We start from the raw sequence: 17,307 nt of genomic DNA on the forward strand, positions 1-17,307 counted from the left end.
CGATGAGGCCTTTGACAACGACCAAGCTTATCCGCGCCGCCGTTCGTCCTGCCTTGGCGCAGGTCGCTGTTTCCAGCTTCGCCATTGTCGCTTCGGCGCAGCTGGTACCAACGCAACCCGGCGCTGCGGCGGGCGGTACGCGCCCAAACCTACCGACCACCGCCGATCCATCGCCGCCGGCGGCGATGGTGGTTTTGGCGGCTCCGACGACGACAACTGAGCTACTGCGCGAGCAAGCCGACCTTGAGGCTGCGCTTGCCGCCGCGACGCTTGAGGAGCGCATCGCCCAACTCAGCCAGTTTTTGAGAACGTATCCAGCGTCGCCGCTGCAGATGTCCGCCCGGCAAGCCTTGGTGCGCAGCCAAGCGCAGCTTGGCGAGCAACGCTTGCGGGCCGGTGACTTGGCAGGCGCCCAGGCAATCTTTCGCCAAGCCGTCAAGTCGCTACCGGAAGCCGAGGCGTCCCGTGTGTTCCGGTCGTTGATCCTGCCAATGCCGTTGCTGCTGGCGACACAGGGCTTTCGCAGGGAAGCGATTCTGCTGATGCGCGAGTTCCAGTCCTGCGCTTGGAACAACGCCGGCGCGCTGGAACAAATCGGCCTGTTTTATGTCAGTCTGGAAGCGCCGGCTGACGCCCAAGAGGTTTTCAAACGCGCCGTTGAGCTTGATCCGGCGTCCGCCAGTTTTCATCACGGTTTGGGCGTCGCCTACCAAATTGGGCTGCGGCTTGAGGCCGCCGCCGCCGCCTTTCAAAAGGCAACCGAAATTGATCCGAAAAGTCGGGTTGCATGGGCGGCGCTGGCTGATCTCCAACGCGCCGCCGGCGACTATGCACAGGCCGAAGCCAACTACCGGCGTCAACTGGAGATTGACCCGGAACATCCCACCGCGTGGGGTGGACTTGCCGTTTGTTACTTGGCGCAGGGACGCGAAAGCGAGGCCATTGCGCCGATGGCACGCATGTTGACCATTAACCCTCGCGATGTACGCTTTCTGACGCAGTTGGCCTATCTGCACGCCGCCAACGGTAACTTCACGGCCGCTGCCGCCGCCAGTGCGCAAGCAAAGCGCCTTCAGCCCAACTATCCTTGGCTGCGCATCGTCGAGGCCCACTTGATGCGGCGGGCGGGCGACTTTGCCGAAGCCGAAAACATCCTTGGCGAAGCTCTGCAGACGGCGCAATTCGCCACGCTTCAGTTTGAGCTTGGGGCAACGCTCATTCTGGCCAACGCCTACGACCAAGCCCTTGAACCCTTTGAGACCTTTCTCACGGTGACGCCGGACGGCGAGTTTGAAGCGGTGTTGGGCGGCGCGCTGCCCGTCCGCAGCCCAAGCCTTATGCGCCTGCTTGACTTTGAACGACGGGCGTCGCTGCTGGTTGCGCCGACCTTGCTCAAGGAGGATGAAATTGCCGCCGTCGAGCGCTATGTGCGCTTTGCCCTCCTGGCCAAGCAGGCCCGCGCCAAAGGCGTGTCTTCCGGTCTGGGGTTGACCGAATCGCCGTTGGAGGCGGCCGCCAAGGCGTTTGTCGCCGGCAAGGACCCGGCACGCGGGTGGCGGTTACTGCGCGCGGCCGAGACGCTGGTGGAAGTCGGCGAGCTGGGTGTCGCCGAACGCTTCGCCCGGCAGGCGATTGACGCCCTTGGTGACGCCGCCCGTGCGGCCGGCGGCGGAGTGGACGGCCTGCGCGAGGAGGACCGTTTGGCGGAATTTTACGTCCGCGCCCAGATGACGCTGGGGTGGGTGCTTTACAAGCAGGGCGAGACGGCGGCGGCGGTGGTCCGGCTGCGGGAGGCGGTCAAGGCGTATCCGACGGCGCCGTCGCGGCGGGAAGCCGCGTGGCGGCTCGGGACTGTCCTTGAAGCCGTCAAGCAGGATGCCGATGCGTTTGAAGCCTACAAGCTGGGCTATGACGCCAACGCTCCGACGGCCGCCGATCGCCGCGCCAAGCTTGAAGCCGTCTATCGCCGTCTTCACGGCTCACTGGACGGCTTCGACGCCGCGCTGGCGCCGTAATGGCTGATTGGTTTTGGGAAGGCGGGTTGTGAGGCGTTGTCGGCCGTGTGACCCTGCGCCGCCGCAATGTTGCGTTTTAAGCCACGGTGCTTGGCGCGCAACACCGGCGTTCCGGCGAACCGCTGTTTGAAGGCGTCCGGCGTTAGGGCGTTGAGTTCTTCAAACGTCGGCGCAACCATTCCCTCACGCGGCGCAAAGCGGGGCTCCGAGGTCGGTTGCCGGAACCGCGACCAGGGGCACACATCTTGGCACACGTCACAGCCGAAGACCCATCCGTGCGTGTCCATCTCCGGGGTCTCGCTTTTGGATTCAATCGTCGCAAACGAAATGCAGCGGCGGGCGTCTACCACATAGGGTTCGACGATCGCCCCTGTTGGACAGGCCTCTAGGCACGCCGTGCACACGCCGCAGTGGTCGGGGACGGTCTCCGTCTCCGGCTCAAGTTCGATGTCAAGGAACAGTTCGCCCAAGAACACCCACGAACCGAACTCGCGCGTGATGACATTGCCGTGTTTGCCGAGCCAGCCGAGGCCGGCGCGAACGGCCCAGGCTTTGTCCATGGCGGGCTGGGCGTCAACCGCAATATATCCCTTCGCCGTAGGACGTTCGGCGCGCACCCAATCGAGCAGCGCCGTCAGTTTTTCGGTCAGGACATCGTGGTAGTCATCGCCCCAGGCGTAGCGCGAAATCTTAGCAATGCCGGGCGCGTTTGTATGGCGCGGCGGCGTGTCGTAGTTGAGCGCCACGGCGACCACCGACTTGACGCCGGGTAAGAGCAACTCTGGGCGCATTCGCTTTTCAGCCGTACGCGCCATCCAGCCCATCGTCGCATGGCGGCCGCGCGCCAGCCAATCCGCCAAACGTCGTCCTTCGGCCTCAAGTGGTTCGGCGCGGGCGACGCCTACCTTAGAAAAGCCCAGTGCTAGTGCCTGTGCCTTGAGCCGTTTGGTGAAGGCGGCGACAGCTTCGGATGGGGCGGTCGGCGTTGCTGCTTCCCTCATGACGACCTGCCGGATTTCCTGCCGCTGCGCGGACGCGACACGATTCGCAGCGGCGTCGCAAAGAAGTCGAAGTTTTCGCGCAGCCGGTTCTCGACATAACGCAGGTAGGAAAAGTGCAGCTTCTTGGTCGAGTTTGTGAAGAGGACGAACGTTGGCGGGACGCTGCGCGCCTGCGTCACGTAGTGTACTTTGACCGGCGTACTGGTCGGCAGCGTCGCCCGTGGGGTTTCAAGGTACTCGGCGAAGAAACGGTTGAGTTCACTGGTTGGGATGCGCCGGTGGCGCGCCTCATAGGCGCGCACGGCCAAATCAAGCAGGCGTGTCACGCGCTGACCAGTGAGCGCCGAAATGAAGACGACCGGGGCGTAGTCGAGAAACTTCACCCGCTCGCGCAGTTGCCTTTCGTAGCGTTTAGCTGTGTCGGCGTCCTTGGGGATAAGGTCCCATTTGTTGAGGGCGATGAGGATAGATGCGCCGCTTTCAAGCGCATAGCCGGCGATGACTTCGTCCAGATGCGTTGGGCCTTCAACGGCGTCCAGCAGCAGGACCGCAACATCCGTCCGTTCTAGTGCTTTGCGTGCCATGATGACGGAGAGCTTTTCGGCAAGGGCCGTCGTCCTGCCTTTACGACGAATCCCCGCCGTGTCAATGAGGGTGAAGGGGCGTCCGTTGTGAACGAGGTTGGTGTCAACGGCGTCGCGCGTTGTGCCGGCGATGGGACTGACAATGACCCGCTCTTCACCCAGCAGGGCGTTGACCAGCGACGACTTACCGACGTTGGGCCGTCCGATGACCGCCACGCGGATTCGTTCCGGCGGCGGCGGTGCGGCGGCCGGCGCGTTGGTGAACGCCAGAATCTCATCGAGGAGGTCGGCCGTGCCTGTGCCGTGTTCCGCTGAAATTGGAAACAGCGCGTCAAAGCCAAAGCGATAAAACTCGCTTGCCGCCGTCCGAAGGCTGTCCGACTCGACTTTGTTAGCGACGACAAAGACCGGCTTGCCGAAGAGATGAAGGTGTTGGGCTAGAGCTTCATCAAGTGGTGTGACGCCTTCGCGCGCGTCCACCACCCACAGCAGCAGCGTCGCGCCTTCGATGGCGAAAGAGGCTTGCTTGAAAACGTTGGCCGGGATGATGGCGTCTTCGTCGGGGACGATGCCGCCGGTATCCACCACCTCGAAGGCGCGCCCTAGCCACTCGACTACGCCGTAGTGCCGGTCGCGGGTAATCCCCGGTTCGTCGCCGACAATGGCTTGTCGCCGGCCGACGAGCTTGTTAAAGAGGGTGGACTTCCCGACATTAGGACGGCCGACGATGACGACGCTCGGCAGCATTGGTGGCGGTTGGAGCGCCGGCGGCGGTTCGTCCACAAGGTCGGCTAGCTGTTCAACCGGAATGAGGTCGTCGGACGTCAACGGTGGAGCTTGGTTGGGCAGAGCCATTTTGGAAGCCTTCCGTTTGAGGACGCGATGGATGTAGTACGCAGCGACGGCGCCAAAGACGTAGCAACCTGCGATTATACACATCGGTGATGGAGGTAAGCCTACGGGCGTCGTCTGGCGTCGTCGGCCTCTGCCGGACGGACAGGATGTGGAACCTTGCTTTTCCGCTGGCTGTTATCCCGGCGAGCGAAACCGCGCTCCAAACCAAATGCCTTGGTCGGGCCGGCCCTGACTCGCCGGCCGCAGCCAAGGCGGAGCGTTTCAGGTGTTTCTAGGTGGTTTGCCTGGAGGTTTTCACCAGCTCATGTTTTGTCCGGCCTGTGGTACGCAAACTCAGCTTCCCGATCAAAACTTCCGTAAAGCGTGCGGTATGAACCTGACCGTCGTCGCCGGCGCACTTCAAGCCGGTACTGGGCGGACGCCAAGCGACCTGGCGGCGGCGGTCACCGAGCAGTTGGCGACGCTTCAGCACTTATCAGCACTTAAAGGAGCAGGCGTTACGCGCCAAGCTGCGCCGAATTGGCTGGGAGCTGATCGCCGGCAGCCCGCTTCTAGGGGCGACGCTTGCGGTTTCGGCGTCGGTGCTGGAAAACATCAGCCACTGGCCGGCCCGTCTCGTTGACTCCCTCGGCGGTTTCGGCGGGCTGATGTTTTTGCGGGGATTCTGGTGTTGGTGTATGCGCGGATGGCTTTCAAGAAGGAGCCGTCGCCGCAAGTTGTAGTGGTCGCCGCCCCACCATCCGGCGCGGCCGGTCATCCGCTGCCTGGTCAGACACCAACCCCGAAGGCTGAGTATCCCTACCGTGCGGCTTTCCCGGCCCCGGCGACGGTCGCTGAGCCGCCAAGCGTGACGGAGCACACCACTGAACGCCTCAACGACCCCTATCAGAGACCGCCCAGAGTCTCATAAACAGTCCCATAATCCACCGCCGCGTTGGTTTTCGCATTATCAAGTGCGGTGAAACACACCGTCGGACGCAACGCGGTTGCGGCACATTCGTCGTACCCGTAAGCGTCACATTCGCCAGCGGCCGGTCAGGTCACCTCTCTGGTCGCCAAGGAGTCTTGCCATGAATCGAAGAACGCTGCTTGGACTGGTGTTGACGGCGCTGATTGCCGTTGGTTGCGCCGCCTCGGCCGAACAACCCAAGTCGCCTCATTCAAGCCAACATGAAGGAGTCCAACCGTCTATGACGAATGCACCTAACGCGACGTCCAATCCGACGCCCGGCTGCCCGCCGGCGCTTGACTTTCGGGTAAAGAACATCGAGGGCAGGGAAGTCAACCTGTGCGATTACAAGGGTAATGTGCTGCTGGTGGTTAACGTCGCGTCGCGCTGCGGCTACACGCCGCAATACAAGGGACTGGAAGCCCTTCATCGGAAGTACCGTGATAGGGGGTTGCGCGTCCTTGGTTTTCCATCCAACGACTTTGGCGCGCAAGAGCCGGGGACGGAGGCTGAAATCAAGGCGTTTTGCACCTCGAACTACGGCGTCACTTTTGACATGTTTTCCAAAATCACGGTCAAGGGACCAAATAAGCACCCGTTTTACCAGTACCTCACGTCGGGCGGCGGGAATGAAAAGCTGGCTGGGGAAGTACGGTGGAACTTCCACAAGTACCTCATCGGCCGCGACGGCAAGCTACGCGCCGTGTTTCCATCCAGTGTCGAGCCGCTTTCCCCTGAACTGACGCAGGCTATTGAAGTTGCGCTCAACGAGGGGGCTTAGCGCCCCTTCCACGAGCGCACCGCTGGTGTGCAGGTTTGAGTTGACGAAAACTTGGTGGCACCGAGTTTACCTGCGTGGCTGGGAGAGGCGGCTTGCCGGTAGGTTTCAAGTAAATCAGCCAGGTCAGAGGGCGAGAGGCCGGAGCGGTCCGGTAGGGCGGCGTCCACGCTGAACAAGTCGTGGTCGAGCTTGGCAAGCCGTCCTGCCGAGCGGTTTGGGCCACTGTCCACCGCGTGGAAGATTTCTACCTCTGGCGACAAACGCAGGCGAAAGGGTGAGTAGTCCGGCAGGTCGCAGCCGACTTGGACGCAAAATCAGCGGTCGGTCAGGCAGGGAGAGTTGAGCGAAAGAGTGCCTGGCCTCCATCGCTCTGCGGGAGATGCCGGCGCAGACGGTGTTTCGTTTTGCAAGCGGGTGCGGTAAAGTGCCGCGTACTGCGACTTTTCTCACATTCTCAACCCCTGCGTCATTGCTCATGAGTCATTCCACGATTCTGCCGCGTCTTGCCTCATCCACCATTGGTGACGTCTATCCTCGCACCGCCGCCGCGTTCGCCGCCATGCCCGACGGTGAGATGTGGCTTGAGCGGCTGATTGAACTAGACGCCAACCGGCGGCGCTTACTGGCTCCGCCGGAGTTGCTGCTTGGCTATGGGCCGCCGGCGGAAACACGGCCGGCGAGCGCCGGAACGTTTGACGTCATCATCGCGGGCGGTTGTTTCGGTTTGATTGTCGGCGCCACTTTGGCGGCGCGCTATGGATGGCGCGTTTTGGTGTTTGACCGCCATCAGGTTGGGAAAACCCACCGTGACTGGAACATCTCGCGCGGTGAACTTCAACGGCTGACGGAGGCTGGGCTGTTTACCGACGCCGAAATGGAAACCTTCATCGTGGCTGAGTACGACCGGGGTTTCGTCAAGTTTCACGCCGAAGGTTGCTTCCTTGACGCCGACCGGTTGTGGTTTGACGACGTGCTGACATTGGCGGTGTCGTCGGACCGACTTCTGGCCCAGTGTCGGCGGAAGCTGTTGCAGGATGGCCGCAGTCAGTGTCTTGACCGGACGACGCTGCAGCGGGTGCAGGTAGAAGAAGGCGGCGTGACGGTGGATGTGGTTAGTCAGGAAGACGGCCGCAAGCGCTTTCGAGGGCGGCTCTTTATTGACACGATGGGTACGCTCTCGCCTATCGCCCGCCAACTCAATCCGCGTGAGACGGTGACCTACCTGTGTCCGACGGTTGGAACGATCGCCACCGGCTTCGCCAAGGGGACGGCGGCGGACGAAGTAGACGCGCGGGTAGGGGAAATCCTAGTGACGACTGAGCATGCGCAGCATGGGCGGCAGTTGTTGTGGGAGGGCTTCGCCGGACGCGATGACGAGTTTACGACGTACCTGTTCCACTACGCGCCGGTCGAGGCGATTGATCGGCTGTCGCTGCTGGCATTGTTTGAGACGTATTTTGAGACGCTGCCGCGCTACAAGCGGCCCGGCGCGGATTTTGCGTTTCGGCGGCCGGTGTTTGGGTACATTCCGGGGCTGCACCATGTGGGTTTAGGGCCGCAGAAGCGGACGGCGACGCATCGGGTGTTATTGCTGGGGGATGCAGCGTCGCTGAATTCGCCGTTGACCTTTTGCGGCTTTGGGTCTTTGGTGCGGAACCTGCGTCGGATAACGCACCTCATTGATTTGGCGCTCAAAGGGAATCATTTGGATGAAAGATCGCTGCGGCTTATCAACGCTTACGAGCCGGGCGTGGCGATTATGGCGGCGTTTACGCGCTACATGGTGGCGGACGAAGGCGAGGACCCGAAAGCCGTCAACGAATTACTCAACATCGTCATGGAGGCGCTTCATCGGCTGCCGCCGTCTGTCAGGACAGGTCTTTTCCAAGACTGCATGGGGTGGGGTGACTTTGTGCAGCTGATGCTTCAGATGCAGAAGCTGCACCCGAACATCTGGGAGGCTGTCCCGCGCAAGTTGGGGACGGTGTACACGTCGGCGTGGGTGCTGAACTTCATCGAGTTTTCATCCTTTGCGTTGCAAAAGCAGCTTGTTGCGTGGACGGGACGGATTGGGCAGGGGCTGCGGGAAGACTTCTACAACTACGCCAACTATTACCGATATGCCTTGGTTTGAGGCGCGAGGTGGTGGGCGGCGGCGCTGTCTCTGGTACGTAGCGGCGGCGGCGCTGCTGGTGTGGTTGCCAAGTGGTTGTCGGCGGCCCGTGGTGATCGCCGCCGATACGCTGGTGATGGCTGTGGAAAAGCCTCCAAAAACGCTGGATCCGCGCGTCGGTAACGATGCGGTTTCGGCGCGGCTACACCAGATCATTTTTGATACGTTGGTGAACAAAGACGACCGGCTTGACTTGGTACCAGATTTAGCCGCCGACTTCTCTGTTTCGCCAGACGGACGGGTGTTTACGTTTCGGTTGCGACCCAACATACGGTTTCACGACGGCCGTTTGTTGACGTCCGAGGACGTGAAATACACCTTCGAGACGCTACGCGCGCGCGATTTCAATTCGCCCAAGAAGGGCGATTTCGCGCTGGTTGAGAACATTGAGACGCCCGACGAGCGAACGGTGATTTTCCGGTGTCGCGCGCCGAACTTGCCGATGTTGGGGAGTCTAGTCGCGGTTGGCATTGTGCCAAAGGGAACGACGCCGGACGAGGCGGCGCAGAGACCGGTGGGGACGGGGCCGTTTAAGGTCGTCGCCTACCGGGAAAACAACGATATTTTGTTAGAGGCCAATCCGGACTACTTCAAGGGTGCGCCGAAGTTGAAGCGGGTGCGGATTCGGTTTATTCCCGACGCCGTAACGCGCGAGTTGGAGTTGCGCAAGGGGACAGTGCAGTTGGCGGTCAACGCGGATTTGGCGTACAGCACGAGCCAGGCGTTAGGTAAGACGCGCGGGTTGAAGCTGGTGCAGGCGAAAGGCACCAACCTTGCTTACCTTGGGTTGAACTGCGAAGACCCGCGGCTGGCGGACGTGCGGGTACGGCGGGCGCTGGCGCTGGCGATTGACCGGGAGACGATTATTCGGACGGTGTTTCGCGGGATGGCGCGGCCGGCGGCGGGGCCGCTGCCGCCGGAACAGTGGGCGTACCCTGACGACCTACCGCCGCCGCGCTACGCCCCCGATGAAGCGCGGCGGTTGTTGGCGGAAGCCGGGTACGGCCCGACCAATCCCCTGCGGTTAGAGTTGAAAACCTCTTCGGCGGAACTACCGCGTCAGATCGCGGCTGTGTTGCAGGAGCAGCTCAAGCGGGTTGGGATTCAGCTTTCCCTACGTTCATTTGAGTTCCAGACATTTTTACAGGACACCATTGCCGGCAATTTTCAGATGTTTTACCTCATCAATGTCGGCGGTAATCAGAGCGTGGATTTTTTGAGTTACTTTTACGAGTCGTCGCGGATTCCCACCAAAGAGAAGGGGTATAGTGAAGGCGCGAACCGGGGGCGGTATCGGTCGCCGCAGGTGGACGCTTGGCTGCGGGCGGCGGCGGCTACAACTGACAAAGCGGAGCAGCGCCGGCTGTACGGGTTGGTGCAAAAGCAAGTTGTGGCAGACGCAGCGCAGGTCTTTCTGTGGCATCCGCACAATGTGGCCATAGCGCACGAGCGTGTGCAGGGGATTGAGCTGGAGTTGTCGGGGAGCTACGCCTTTTTGCGGAAGGTATGGCTGTCTGCGGCGCCGTAGCCAGTGGCTGACGGCGGCGTTAGGTGACTTTCGTCTGATAATGGAAAAGCTTCGTCTGTAAACTACGGTGAGGAAAGGGGGCGTGGTTTGGGCGGGATCAAGCGGGTGTGCGTCTATTGTGGGTCGCAAGCTGGACGGTCGGTCATGTACCGTGCTGTCGCGCAGATGGTTGGAAGGACGTTGGCGCGGCGGGGGATTGCGGTAGTGTACGGCGGTGGGCAAGTTGGGTTAATGGGGCTGGTGGCGGCGGCGGCTTTGGCGGAGGGTGGGTGCGTCATCGGCGTCATCCCGGAGCGACTGCTGGAGCGTGAGGTCGCCTATCTCGGCGTGACGGAAATGTATGTGACGCGGACAATGCACGAGCGCAAGGCGCGTATGATGGAGCTTTCAGACGCCTTCGTGGCGCTGCCCGGTGGGATTGGTACGCTGGATGAACTGTTTGAGATTTGGACGTGGCGGCAGCTTGGCTACCACGCTAAGCCGGTTGGTTTACTGAATGTCGCCGGGTACTACGATGGGTTGTTAGCGTTCCTTGACCACGCCGTGCAGGAGGGTTTTTTGACGCCGGACTGTCGGGCGCTGTTGTTGGTGGAGACGGATTTTGAGACGCTGTTGGAAAGGATGAAGGATGAGAGATGAAAAGGGAAGAAATGCTCCTTCATCCCTCATCCCTCATCCCTCATCCTTCATCCTTTATCCTTTATCCTCCTCCTTCCACACCTCCATTGCCTGTCGGTAGTCGTCCGGCGTATTGAGATTGAATAGCAGTCGGTCGGCATGGGGCAGATCGGCGTACGCCGGGAAGGGAAGCCGCGCCGCGCCTACAAGGTCAAGAAAGTCTTGGACGCGCCGCCGGCCGCTGTCTAGAAAGGCTGACAGCGCCGGTTGGACGGCCGGGCTGTAGGCGGCGCAGACGCCAGTAATACAGCTGGTTGCTGAGACTGGGGCGACAGCTGGTGCCGCAGGGAAAGCGGCGGCAAGACGTTCAAGGAAAGCCGTGGTCAGAAGCGGCATATCGCAGGGGACAACCAGCCAACGTAACGCGCCGAGGTGACGGGCGTGGCAGGCGGCACGTTCGATGCCGGCGAGCGGTCCACCGTTTGGTCGGTCATCGAGGAGGAGGTGAGCGGTGAGACGATAGTCTGATAACGTTTTTTCAAGAAGTGGGGCGGTGGCCACTGACGCGACGATCCACCAATCAGAGTAAACGGAAGCCAGTCGCTCCGCTAAAACCACCAGCAAAGGCCGCTTTGGGAAAGGCAAAAGCGCCTTCGGCCGACCCATGCGCTGGCTGCGGCCGCCAGCCAGAATGTAGAGCGGCTGCCGACGGAATCTGCTCACGGCTGTGGAAACTGAGTACGTGGGGTTTCAAATGACTTGGCAACACAAGCGCTGGCTGACCTAGTGTTGCGTGCAACTGATGGGTGCAACGGGGTGGCTGCCGGGACGGGCACTACGGAAAGTGGTGTGGCGTGTGGGTGAAGGTTTCGACCATGTAGTCGTGTAGGTAGTTGAACATGAGGTTTTGGAAGCGCCACCCGTAGCGGGGGTCCTGCAGGTCACGGTGCGGAATCACAAAACTGTATGGTTCTAGAATACCGTCCACCTTGAGAGAAATCACCACACGCACGCCTTGTGGGTCGTCTTCGGCGTGAAAGTTAAACAGCGGGTGTTCATACCGCTGTAGTTCGGCCTGAATTTTCTCAAGGCTTGAAAGGTCGGGCGCAGGCATGGGCGTTCCTCATCGGCGGAAGATTTCCGGGGCGGCGGTTACATTGCTAAGCCGCCGTCGGCTTGAATGACTTGGCCGGTGATGTAGCGTGCGTCTGGGGAAAGCAGGAAGGCGGCAATCCGTGCTACTTCCGTCGCCGTACCAAACCGGCCCAGTGGGATTTGTTCAAGTAGCTTGGCCCGATATTCAGGGCTCAGCGCCTGCGTCATGTCAGTATCAATAAGGCCCAACGCCAACGCATTGACGGTGATGCCCCGACCAGCGACTTCCTTCGCCAACGCCTTGGTAAAACCAATCATGCCCGCCTTGGACGCCGCATAGTTGGTTTGTCCGGCCATGCCGACGACGCCGCTGATTGAGCTGATGTTGAGGATCGCGCCGCCTTGTTTTTGCTTGAGAAGGATTGCCACGACGGCCTTTGACATATTGAAAACGCTTTTGAGGTTGGCGTTGAGGACGGCATCCCAGTCCTCCTCTTTCATCATAACCAGCAGCTTATCGCGGGTTATGCCGGCGTTGTTGACGAGTCCGTGAATTGCACCGAAACGTTCTCGAACCTGCTTGACAACATGTTGCGCTGCGTCAAAGTCAGCGGCGTCCGCTTGGTAGCTCTGTACTGTCGCCCCCTGCGCCTGCGCTTCCGCTTCGACAGTCTGGGCGGCGGCGGCTTGACTGCGGTAGGTGAAGGCAACGTTTGCGCCACGTGCGGCGAGCTCCATGACAATGGCGCGACCGATACCACGCGAGCCGCCCGTAACAAGGATGGTTTGACCGTGAAAGTTCATGGCGTTGTCGGTGAGGAAGTTGCTAGTAACTCCCAAAAGAAGATAATCGCAACGGCTTGGACGCCATTGAAAGCGTAGTGGAGCGCCAGCGCCGGCAGGATGGAGCCGGTTGCGGCGCGGAGGAGCGTGAGGACAAAGCTCAGCACAGCCAACATTGTCAGTCCGGCCCAGCCCCCCCAATACTGCGGAACATGAACTGCCAAAAACAAGGCGGCGACGAGGACGACGGCGACGGCGGTTCCGAGCTGTCGTTGCAGGCCGCCAAACAAGACGCCGCGGTACACCACTTCTTCCACCAGTGGGGCTGACAGAGCAGCGACCGACGCGACGGCGAGCCGAATTCCTGGCCCCAGCGCTAGCACCCGGTCAAGGTCAGTTTTGGCGTTTGGTAGGTAGCGCTCAAGCCAGGCCCCAAACGCCAAGAACAGCGGCGCGGAGAGCGCGGCGGCGACCAGCGCTGCGCCCTGCCGCGACCACAAGGTGGTGCACCAGTCGAGGCCGAGCGTCGTGCGCAGGCCGCGCGGAGAGGTGTGAGTGATGAGTTTCCAGCACCAGAACAGCGTCACGGCATGGGCGACGAAGGTTGACAAAACGAGCGCCAACACAAGCGAGCGGGAACCGGCGACATCGGCCTCGGTTGGGAGCGCGGCGTGTCGCCAGTAAAACCAGGCCGTCCAGAGCAACTGCGCGCCCAGCGAGGTGAGGAGGAGGCTGGCCGTGCTCAGCAACCACGTGAACACCGCCGCGCCGGCCGTCCATCCGACCGTTGGGTGAGGTGGCGCACTAACCCGGTTTGGGCGGTCAGGTGTGATGAACTTCATGGGCGCGGCGATTCTTCTCTGGGTAGAGGCATCGGCGACGAGGAAGCCGGTCGTGCGGCTTGCTCAGCATGGGCCGCCAGCTGCCGGTTCATGACGGCGGCGACTTCCCTCATCAGGTCCTCAAGCGAGCCTTGCGGCGGTATGGGAGGATGAACAGTCATGAAGACTGGACAGGGTGTGAGTCGCCACGTTCGAGCCGGTAGAAAGGCGGCCGTGCCGTAAATCGTGACCGGTATGATTGGAACGCCGGCTTCCTGCGCTAGGCGAAAACCACCGGGCTTGAACGCCTTGGTCTGCGCCGGTTGGGTGTTGCGTGTGCCTTCGGGAAAAATCACGATGGGCAGGCCTGCCGCCAGCACTTTACGCGCCATCCGCATCGTTAGCAGCGTTGCGCTACGGTTACCCCGATCAACGGGGATATGCCCAGCCCGCCACAGAAACCAGCCGAGGAAGGGAATACGGAAAAGTTCCTTCTTGGCCAGAATTCGAAACTGAAAAGGTAGGAAAGCAAACAGCACAGGAATGTCCAGCAGGCTCTGATGGTTCGCCATGATGACCGCCGGCATGTTGCGGGGCAAGTGGTGGAGGCCAGCGGCGGTAGGGCGCAGGCCAACGATCAGGGCAATCAAGCGGCACCACAGGCGCGCTATACCATGTTGCCATTCGCCGGTGCGATCAAAGAACGAAAGCAGTAGGGTGACAAGCCCCATCCCGATGGTGAGAGCGGCAATGAGCGTCAGAGCAAGAACGACGTGGAGGGTGCGAAGCATTGGCGACGGCGTCAGGGGTGTGCAGTCGAGCCACCGAACAGGGTGTCAGCAGCAGCGCGGTGCCGCCGGAGACAGGCGCGGTAGCGCGCATGCGCGGCGGCGTCCGGCTGAAACCACTGTCCGTCGGGCGGGCGGCACCGGTCAGCTGTGATCAGTCCCAGACGGAGGCTAACCCAGAGCGCCGCGCCACGGGCGGAGGTCTCTGTCGGAATGACGCACAGGGGGCGTCCCAGCGCGTGGCACAGTATCGTAGCAAAAGCTACCGACGCCAAAACCCCTCCGGACGCCACGCACGGTGTGGTCGCTGGAAGCAGTCCCGCCGCTTCAAGTTCGTCGGCAATCCAGGCAAGACGGACGGCGAGCGTTTCGAGCAGCGCCCGCCAGAGCGCAACGGCGTCGGTGGCAAGCCGCAGTCCGATGATGGCGCCGACGGCGTGTGAGCGCCAGCCGAGGCTGCGCTCGCCGGCCCAGAACGGCAGGACCGTCAGGCCGGTGTCGTCGGGCCGGGCGGCGCTCGTGGCGGCTTCCAACGCCGCCGGCGGCGGCAGGCGCAGCGTCCGGCGAGCCCAAGCGAGGAGGTTGCCGGCGTTGCTGAGCGCCCCGCCAATGAGCGCGCGCCGCCGGTCAAGACGGTATGCCCAGAGTCCCGGCGGCGGCGCTTCCGGTTCGCGGTCGGTTGGAACGGTGATGCGGAGCGCGGCCGTTGTTCCGATATTGACGGCAGCCCGCGTGTCCGTGAAACACAGGCTGCCAAGGTTGCCGCAGGCGCCGTCCGCCAGCGGTGGGAAAAACTTCGCTTGGCGAAGCGGCGACCACCGGTTTCGGAACGGCGGACGCAATTGGTCGCCGGCCAACGCAAAATCATCGTCGGCGACGGGCGGAAGGTGGTGTTTCGTCAGCCCAAGGTCGGCGAGGATTTCCTCGTCCCAATCGGCATCCCGGCGTGAGTAGAGGCCGGTCGCCGACGCCAAGGAAACGCTAGTGTACGCAACACCGAAGAGTCGCAGCCAGGCGTACTCGGCGAACGACATCCACCGCCATTCAGCAAGGTTCAGGCGGCGCTTGAGCCATGACAGCTTGAGCAGCCAGTAGCTGGAGTGGAGCGGGCAGCCGGTTCGGGCGTAGAGTCGGCGGGCGGCAAAAGACGTTGCCCAGTGCTCGCGTTCCGTCTCGGAACGTGTGTCGCCCCAAGCGAAAACAGGTGTTGTCGGCCCGCCGACATCAGCCGTGCCGTCTGGCGTCAAACGGACGCCCATGAGGCTGTGCATCATCGTGGAGACACCGACGCCGGATAGGCTGCCGCCATAGCGGGCGGCGAGGCGCAACGTCCGACTGACGACTTGTGTCAGGTGAGCGAAAAGCGCCGCCGGGTTATACGTCATTCCGCCGTCGTCGGTCGTCGTCGGAGCGATGGGCCGTCGCGCCAAGGTGTCAGGCAGGAGGTCGCCAGCGGCGGTAAAGACGGCCGCGCGCAGCGACGACGAGCCGATGTCAATCGCCAAGATCATGGAGCGTGGTGTTTGGCGTACTGCGCCGCGCCCAGCAGGGCGGTTTGTGTATTGAGGATCACAGCGACGGGGATGCGCTCCAGGAAGCGGCGAAACCTTCCCTTGGCAATGAACGCGCGCAGGAAACCGCCTGCCGTCATCCACTTGAGGATTTTGGGTGCAATGCCGCCGCCGATAAAGACGCCTCCAACGGCGAGGGCTTTCAGGGCTAAGTTGCCGGCTTCCGAGCCGTATAGTGAGACGAAGCGTTCCATGACTGCCACGGCGATTGGGAGTCCTTCGTCGGCGAATTTGGCGACGGCTGCGCCGTAGCCGTGAGCGGCGGCGAAGGCTTCCAGTTCGGCCGAACCGGCAGCGCGGCCAGTGTCGCGTAAGAAACGGTAAAGATGTTCAAAGCCGAATGTCCCGGAAACCAGCCGTTCCCAACTGACATGTTCGTAGGTTTCCCAGAGATACGCTAGGAGCGCTGCCTCAGTTAGGTCGCTGGGCGCAAAGCTCGCATGGCCGCCTTCAGAGGGGATGGGAATATGGCGCATCCCATCCCAAAATAGGATGCATTCACCGAGGCCTGTACCAGCTGAGATCAGCGCCGCATTGCCGACGCGCGGCTCGCCGGCTTGGATGGGATGGAAGTCGCTTTGAGGCAGCAGGGCGATGCCGTTGCCGTTGGCTTCAAGGTCGTTGATGACAAAAGCCGGGCAGTGAAGCGTTTGGCGGAGCTCGTCTACTCGAATGGCCCAAGACAGGTTTGTGATGTGGCAGACGCCGTCCAGAACAGGTCCCGCTGCGCTGATGCAGGCGGCGTGACAGCGGGGGTCGCGGTCACCGAAGAAGGCGCGCAGCATGGCCGGCAGGTCGGTGAAATCAGCGCTGGCAAAGGTCTTAATCTCCACCGGCGTCAAAGAGTCGGCCTCAAATAAGCCAAGGTGGGTTTTAGTGCCGCCGACATCGCCGGCGAGCAGCAGGCGCGTGGTCGTCATCAGGAGGCTTTGGGTTTTTGGGTGGGGAGCGTCGCCAGCGCCGCGCCGACAATGCCGGCCAAGTTCGCCATTTGCGCGGGAAGCACCGGCGCAGGGCATTCCAGGTAGGCGGCGAACCGGTCAAACTTGTTGCTGGCGCCGCCGCCGATGATGAAGGCGTCGCACCAGAGTAGGCGGTGCAATTCACTCAAGTATTCGCTGACGTAGCCGGCCCATTTCTTCCATGACCAGTCATGCCGTTCGCGGGCGGCAAGAGACGCGCGGCGTTCGGCGTCCTTGTCGCGGATAGTGAGGTGGCCGAGCTCGGTGTTGGGAATAAGTCGTCCGTCGTAAAACAACGCCGTTCCAATACCTGTGCCGAGCGTAACGACAGCGACCAGGCCGGAGAGGTCGCGGCCGCTACCGAAGCGCATTTCGGCAAGGCCGGCGGCGTCAGCGTCGTTAAGCAGGGTGACGGTAAAACCGGTACACGTTTTGAAGAGCGCAGCGGCGTCGCAACCAATCCAGGCTGGATCAATGTTGCCGGCCGTATGAGCAACCCCTTGCTTGACGACAGACGGCAACCCGACGCCGATCGGGCCGTCCTGTTCGCTCCAGCCGAAGTGCCGGATCAGTTCGAAGGCGGTCTCCACAACAGCGCTGGGTGTCGCCGGCTGTGGGGTAAGCAAGCGGAAGCGTTCCCGGAGTAGTTCACCGGTGTGGAGGTTGACAGGCGCGCCTTTGACGCCTGTGCCGCCGATGTCAATGCCGAGAGCGGAGGTTGTCATCGCATTGCTTGAAAGCACGGAGCGCTGGCTAGGGGCAGCTTGAGTCTGATAATTGACC

General features: G+C 61.9%; 17 protein-coding genes. 7 read left to right on the plus strand and 10 right to left on the minus strand.

Features of this window, described 5'->3' with window-relative positions:
• The first annotated feature begins 2 nt into the window (after positions 1 to 2).
• Positions 3 to 2,015, plus strand: a complete 2,013-nt coding sequence (locus NZ585_09465; protein ID MCS7080263.1) for a tetratricopeptide repeat protein — start codon at positions 3 to 5, stop codon at positions 2,013 to 2,015.
• Here the strand turns inward: NZ585_09465 and queG are convergent.
• A complete protein-coding gene (queG, locus tag NZ585_09470) occupies positions 1,973 to 3,016 on the minus strand; it encodes a tRNA epoxyqueuosine(34) reductase QueG (GenBank protein ID MCS7080264.1) in 1,044 nt (347 codons plus the stop codon). The two genes, NZ585_09465 and queG, sit on opposite strands and share 43 nt — an antisense overlap.
• Entirely contained in the window at positions 3,013 to 4,455 is a 1,443-nt protein-coding gene (gene der, locus NZ585_09475) for a ribosome biogenesis GTPase Der (GenBank protein MCS7080265.1), read from the minus strand. The genes queG and der overlap by 4 nt, the downstream gene beginning before the upstream one ends.
• Positions 4,456 to 4,825: 370 nt before the next feature.
• Here der and NZ585_09480 point away from each other — a divergent pair, with 370 nt between their 5' ends.
• The 6 genes from NZ585_09480 to NZ585_09505 all read left to right on the plus strand — a co-directional run bounded on the left by NZ585_09480 (position 4,826) and on the right by NZ585_09505 (position 10,525).
• Positions 4,826 to 5,077: a hypothetical protein gene (locus NZ585_09480; GenBank protein MCS7080266.1), complete on the plus strand. Its 252-nt coding sequence runs from the start codon at positions 4,826 to 4,828 to the stop codon at positions 5,075 to 5,077.
• A gap of 63 nt (positions 5,078 to 5,140) precedes the next feature.
• Positions 5,141 to 5,365: a hypothetical protein gene (locus NZ585_09485; GenBank protein ID MCS7080267.1), complete on the plus strand. Its 225-nt coding sequence runs from the start codon at positions 5,141 to 5,143 to the stop codon at positions 5,363 to 5,365.
• 160 nt (positions 5,366 to 5,525) lie between these two features.
• The gene (locus NZ585_09490; GenBank protein ID MCS7080268.1) at positions 5,526 to 6,185 is read left to right on the plus strand and encodes a glutathione peroxidase; all 660 of its coding nucleotides are present in this window, start codon (positions 5,526 to 5,528) and stop codon (positions 6,183 to 6,185) included.
• Between the two features lie 475 nt (positions 6,186 to 6,660).
• Positions 6,661 to 8,319 carry a hypothetical protein gene (locus NZ585_09495; protein MCS7080269.1) on the plus strand — a complete coding sequence of 553 codons (1,659 nt, stop codon included), beginning with the start codon at positions 6,661 to 6,663 and terminating at the stop codon, positions 8,317 to 8,319.
• Positions 8,306 to 9,886, plus strand: coding sequence for an ABC transporter substrate-binding protein (locus NZ585_09500; protein MCS7080270.1), 1,581 nt, complete (start codon positions 8,306 to 8,308; stop codon positions 9,884 to 9,886). The genes NZ585_09495 and NZ585_09500 overlap by 14 nt, the downstream gene beginning before the upstream one ends.
• Before the next feature lie 96 nt (positions 9,887 to 9,982).
• Entirely contained in the window at positions 9,983 to 10,525 is a 543-nt protein-coding gene (locus NZ585_09505; protein MCS7080271.1) for a TIGR00730 family Rossman fold protein, read from the plus strand.
• 54 nt (positions 10,526 to 10,579) lie between these two features.
• Here NZ585_09505 and NZ585_09510 read toward each other — a convergent pair whose 3' ends face one another.
• From NZ585_09510 to NZ585_09545, 8 genes are all read right to left on the minus strand, one after another.
• On the minus strand, positions 10,580 to 11,227 hold the full coding sequence (locus NZ585_09510; protein ID MCS7080272.1) for a molybdenum cofactor guanylyltransferase: 648 nt from the start codon (positions 11,225 to 11,227) through the stop codon (positions 10,580 to 10,582).
• 112 nt (positions 11,228 to 11,339) lie between these two features.
• A complete protein-coding gene (locus NZ585_09515; GenBank protein ID MCS7080273.1) occupies positions 11,340 to 11,618 on the minus strand; it encodes a hypothetical protein in 279 nt (92 codons plus the stop codon).
• 38 nt (positions 11,619 to 11,656) lie between these two features.
• Positions 11,657 to 12,403, minus strand: coding sequence for a 3-oxoacyl-[acyl-carrier-protein] reductase (fabG, locus tag NZ585_09520; protein MCS7080274.1), 747 nt, complete (start codon positions 12,401 to 12,403; stop codon positions 11,657 to 11,659).
• The gene (locus NZ585_09525) at positions 12,400 to 13,224 is read right to left on the minus strand and encodes a CPBP family intramembrane metalloprotease (GenBank protein ID MCS7080275.1); all 825 of its coding nucleotides are present in this window, start codon (positions 13,222 to 13,224) and stop codon (positions 12,400 to 12,402) included. Before NZ585_09525 ends, fabG begins: the two co-directional genes overlap by 4 nt.
• The gene (locus NZ585_09530) at positions 13,221 to 13,994 is read right to left on the minus strand and encodes a 1-acyl-sn-glycerol-3-phosphate acyltransferase (GenBank protein MCS7080276.1); all 774 of its coding nucleotides are present in this window, start codon (positions 13,992 to 13,994) and stop codon (positions 13,221 to 13,223) included. Before NZ585_09530 ends, NZ585_09525 begins: the two co-directional genes overlap by 4 nt.
• Before the next feature lie 11 nt (positions 13,995 to 14,005).
• Complete coding sequence (locus NZ585_09535; GenBank protein ID MCS7080277.1) at positions 14,006 to 15,502, minus strand: FGGY family carbohydrate kinase; 1,497 nt, start codon at positions 15,500 to 15,502, stop codon at positions 14,006 to 14,008.
• Entirely contained in the window at positions 15,499 to 16,482 is a 984-nt protein-coding gene (glk, locus tag NZ585_09540) for a glucokinase (protein MCS7080278.1), read from the minus strand. Before glk ends, NZ585_09535 begins: the two co-directional genes overlap by 4 nt.
• Positions 16,482 to 17,249, minus strand: a complete 768-nt coding sequence (locus NZ585_09545; protein ID MCS7080279.1) for an ROK family protein — start codon at positions 17,247 to 17,249, stop codon at positions 16,482 to 16,484. The genes glk and NZ585_09545 overlap by 1 nt, the downstream gene beginning before the upstream one ends.
• Between the last annotated feature and the right edge of the window lie 58 nt (positions 17,250 to 17,307).

This window comes from Chloracidobacterium sp. (assembly GCA_025057975.1).
GTDB lineage: Bacteria > Acidobacteriota > Blastocatellia > Chloracidobacteriales > Chloracidobacteriaceae > Chloracidobacterium.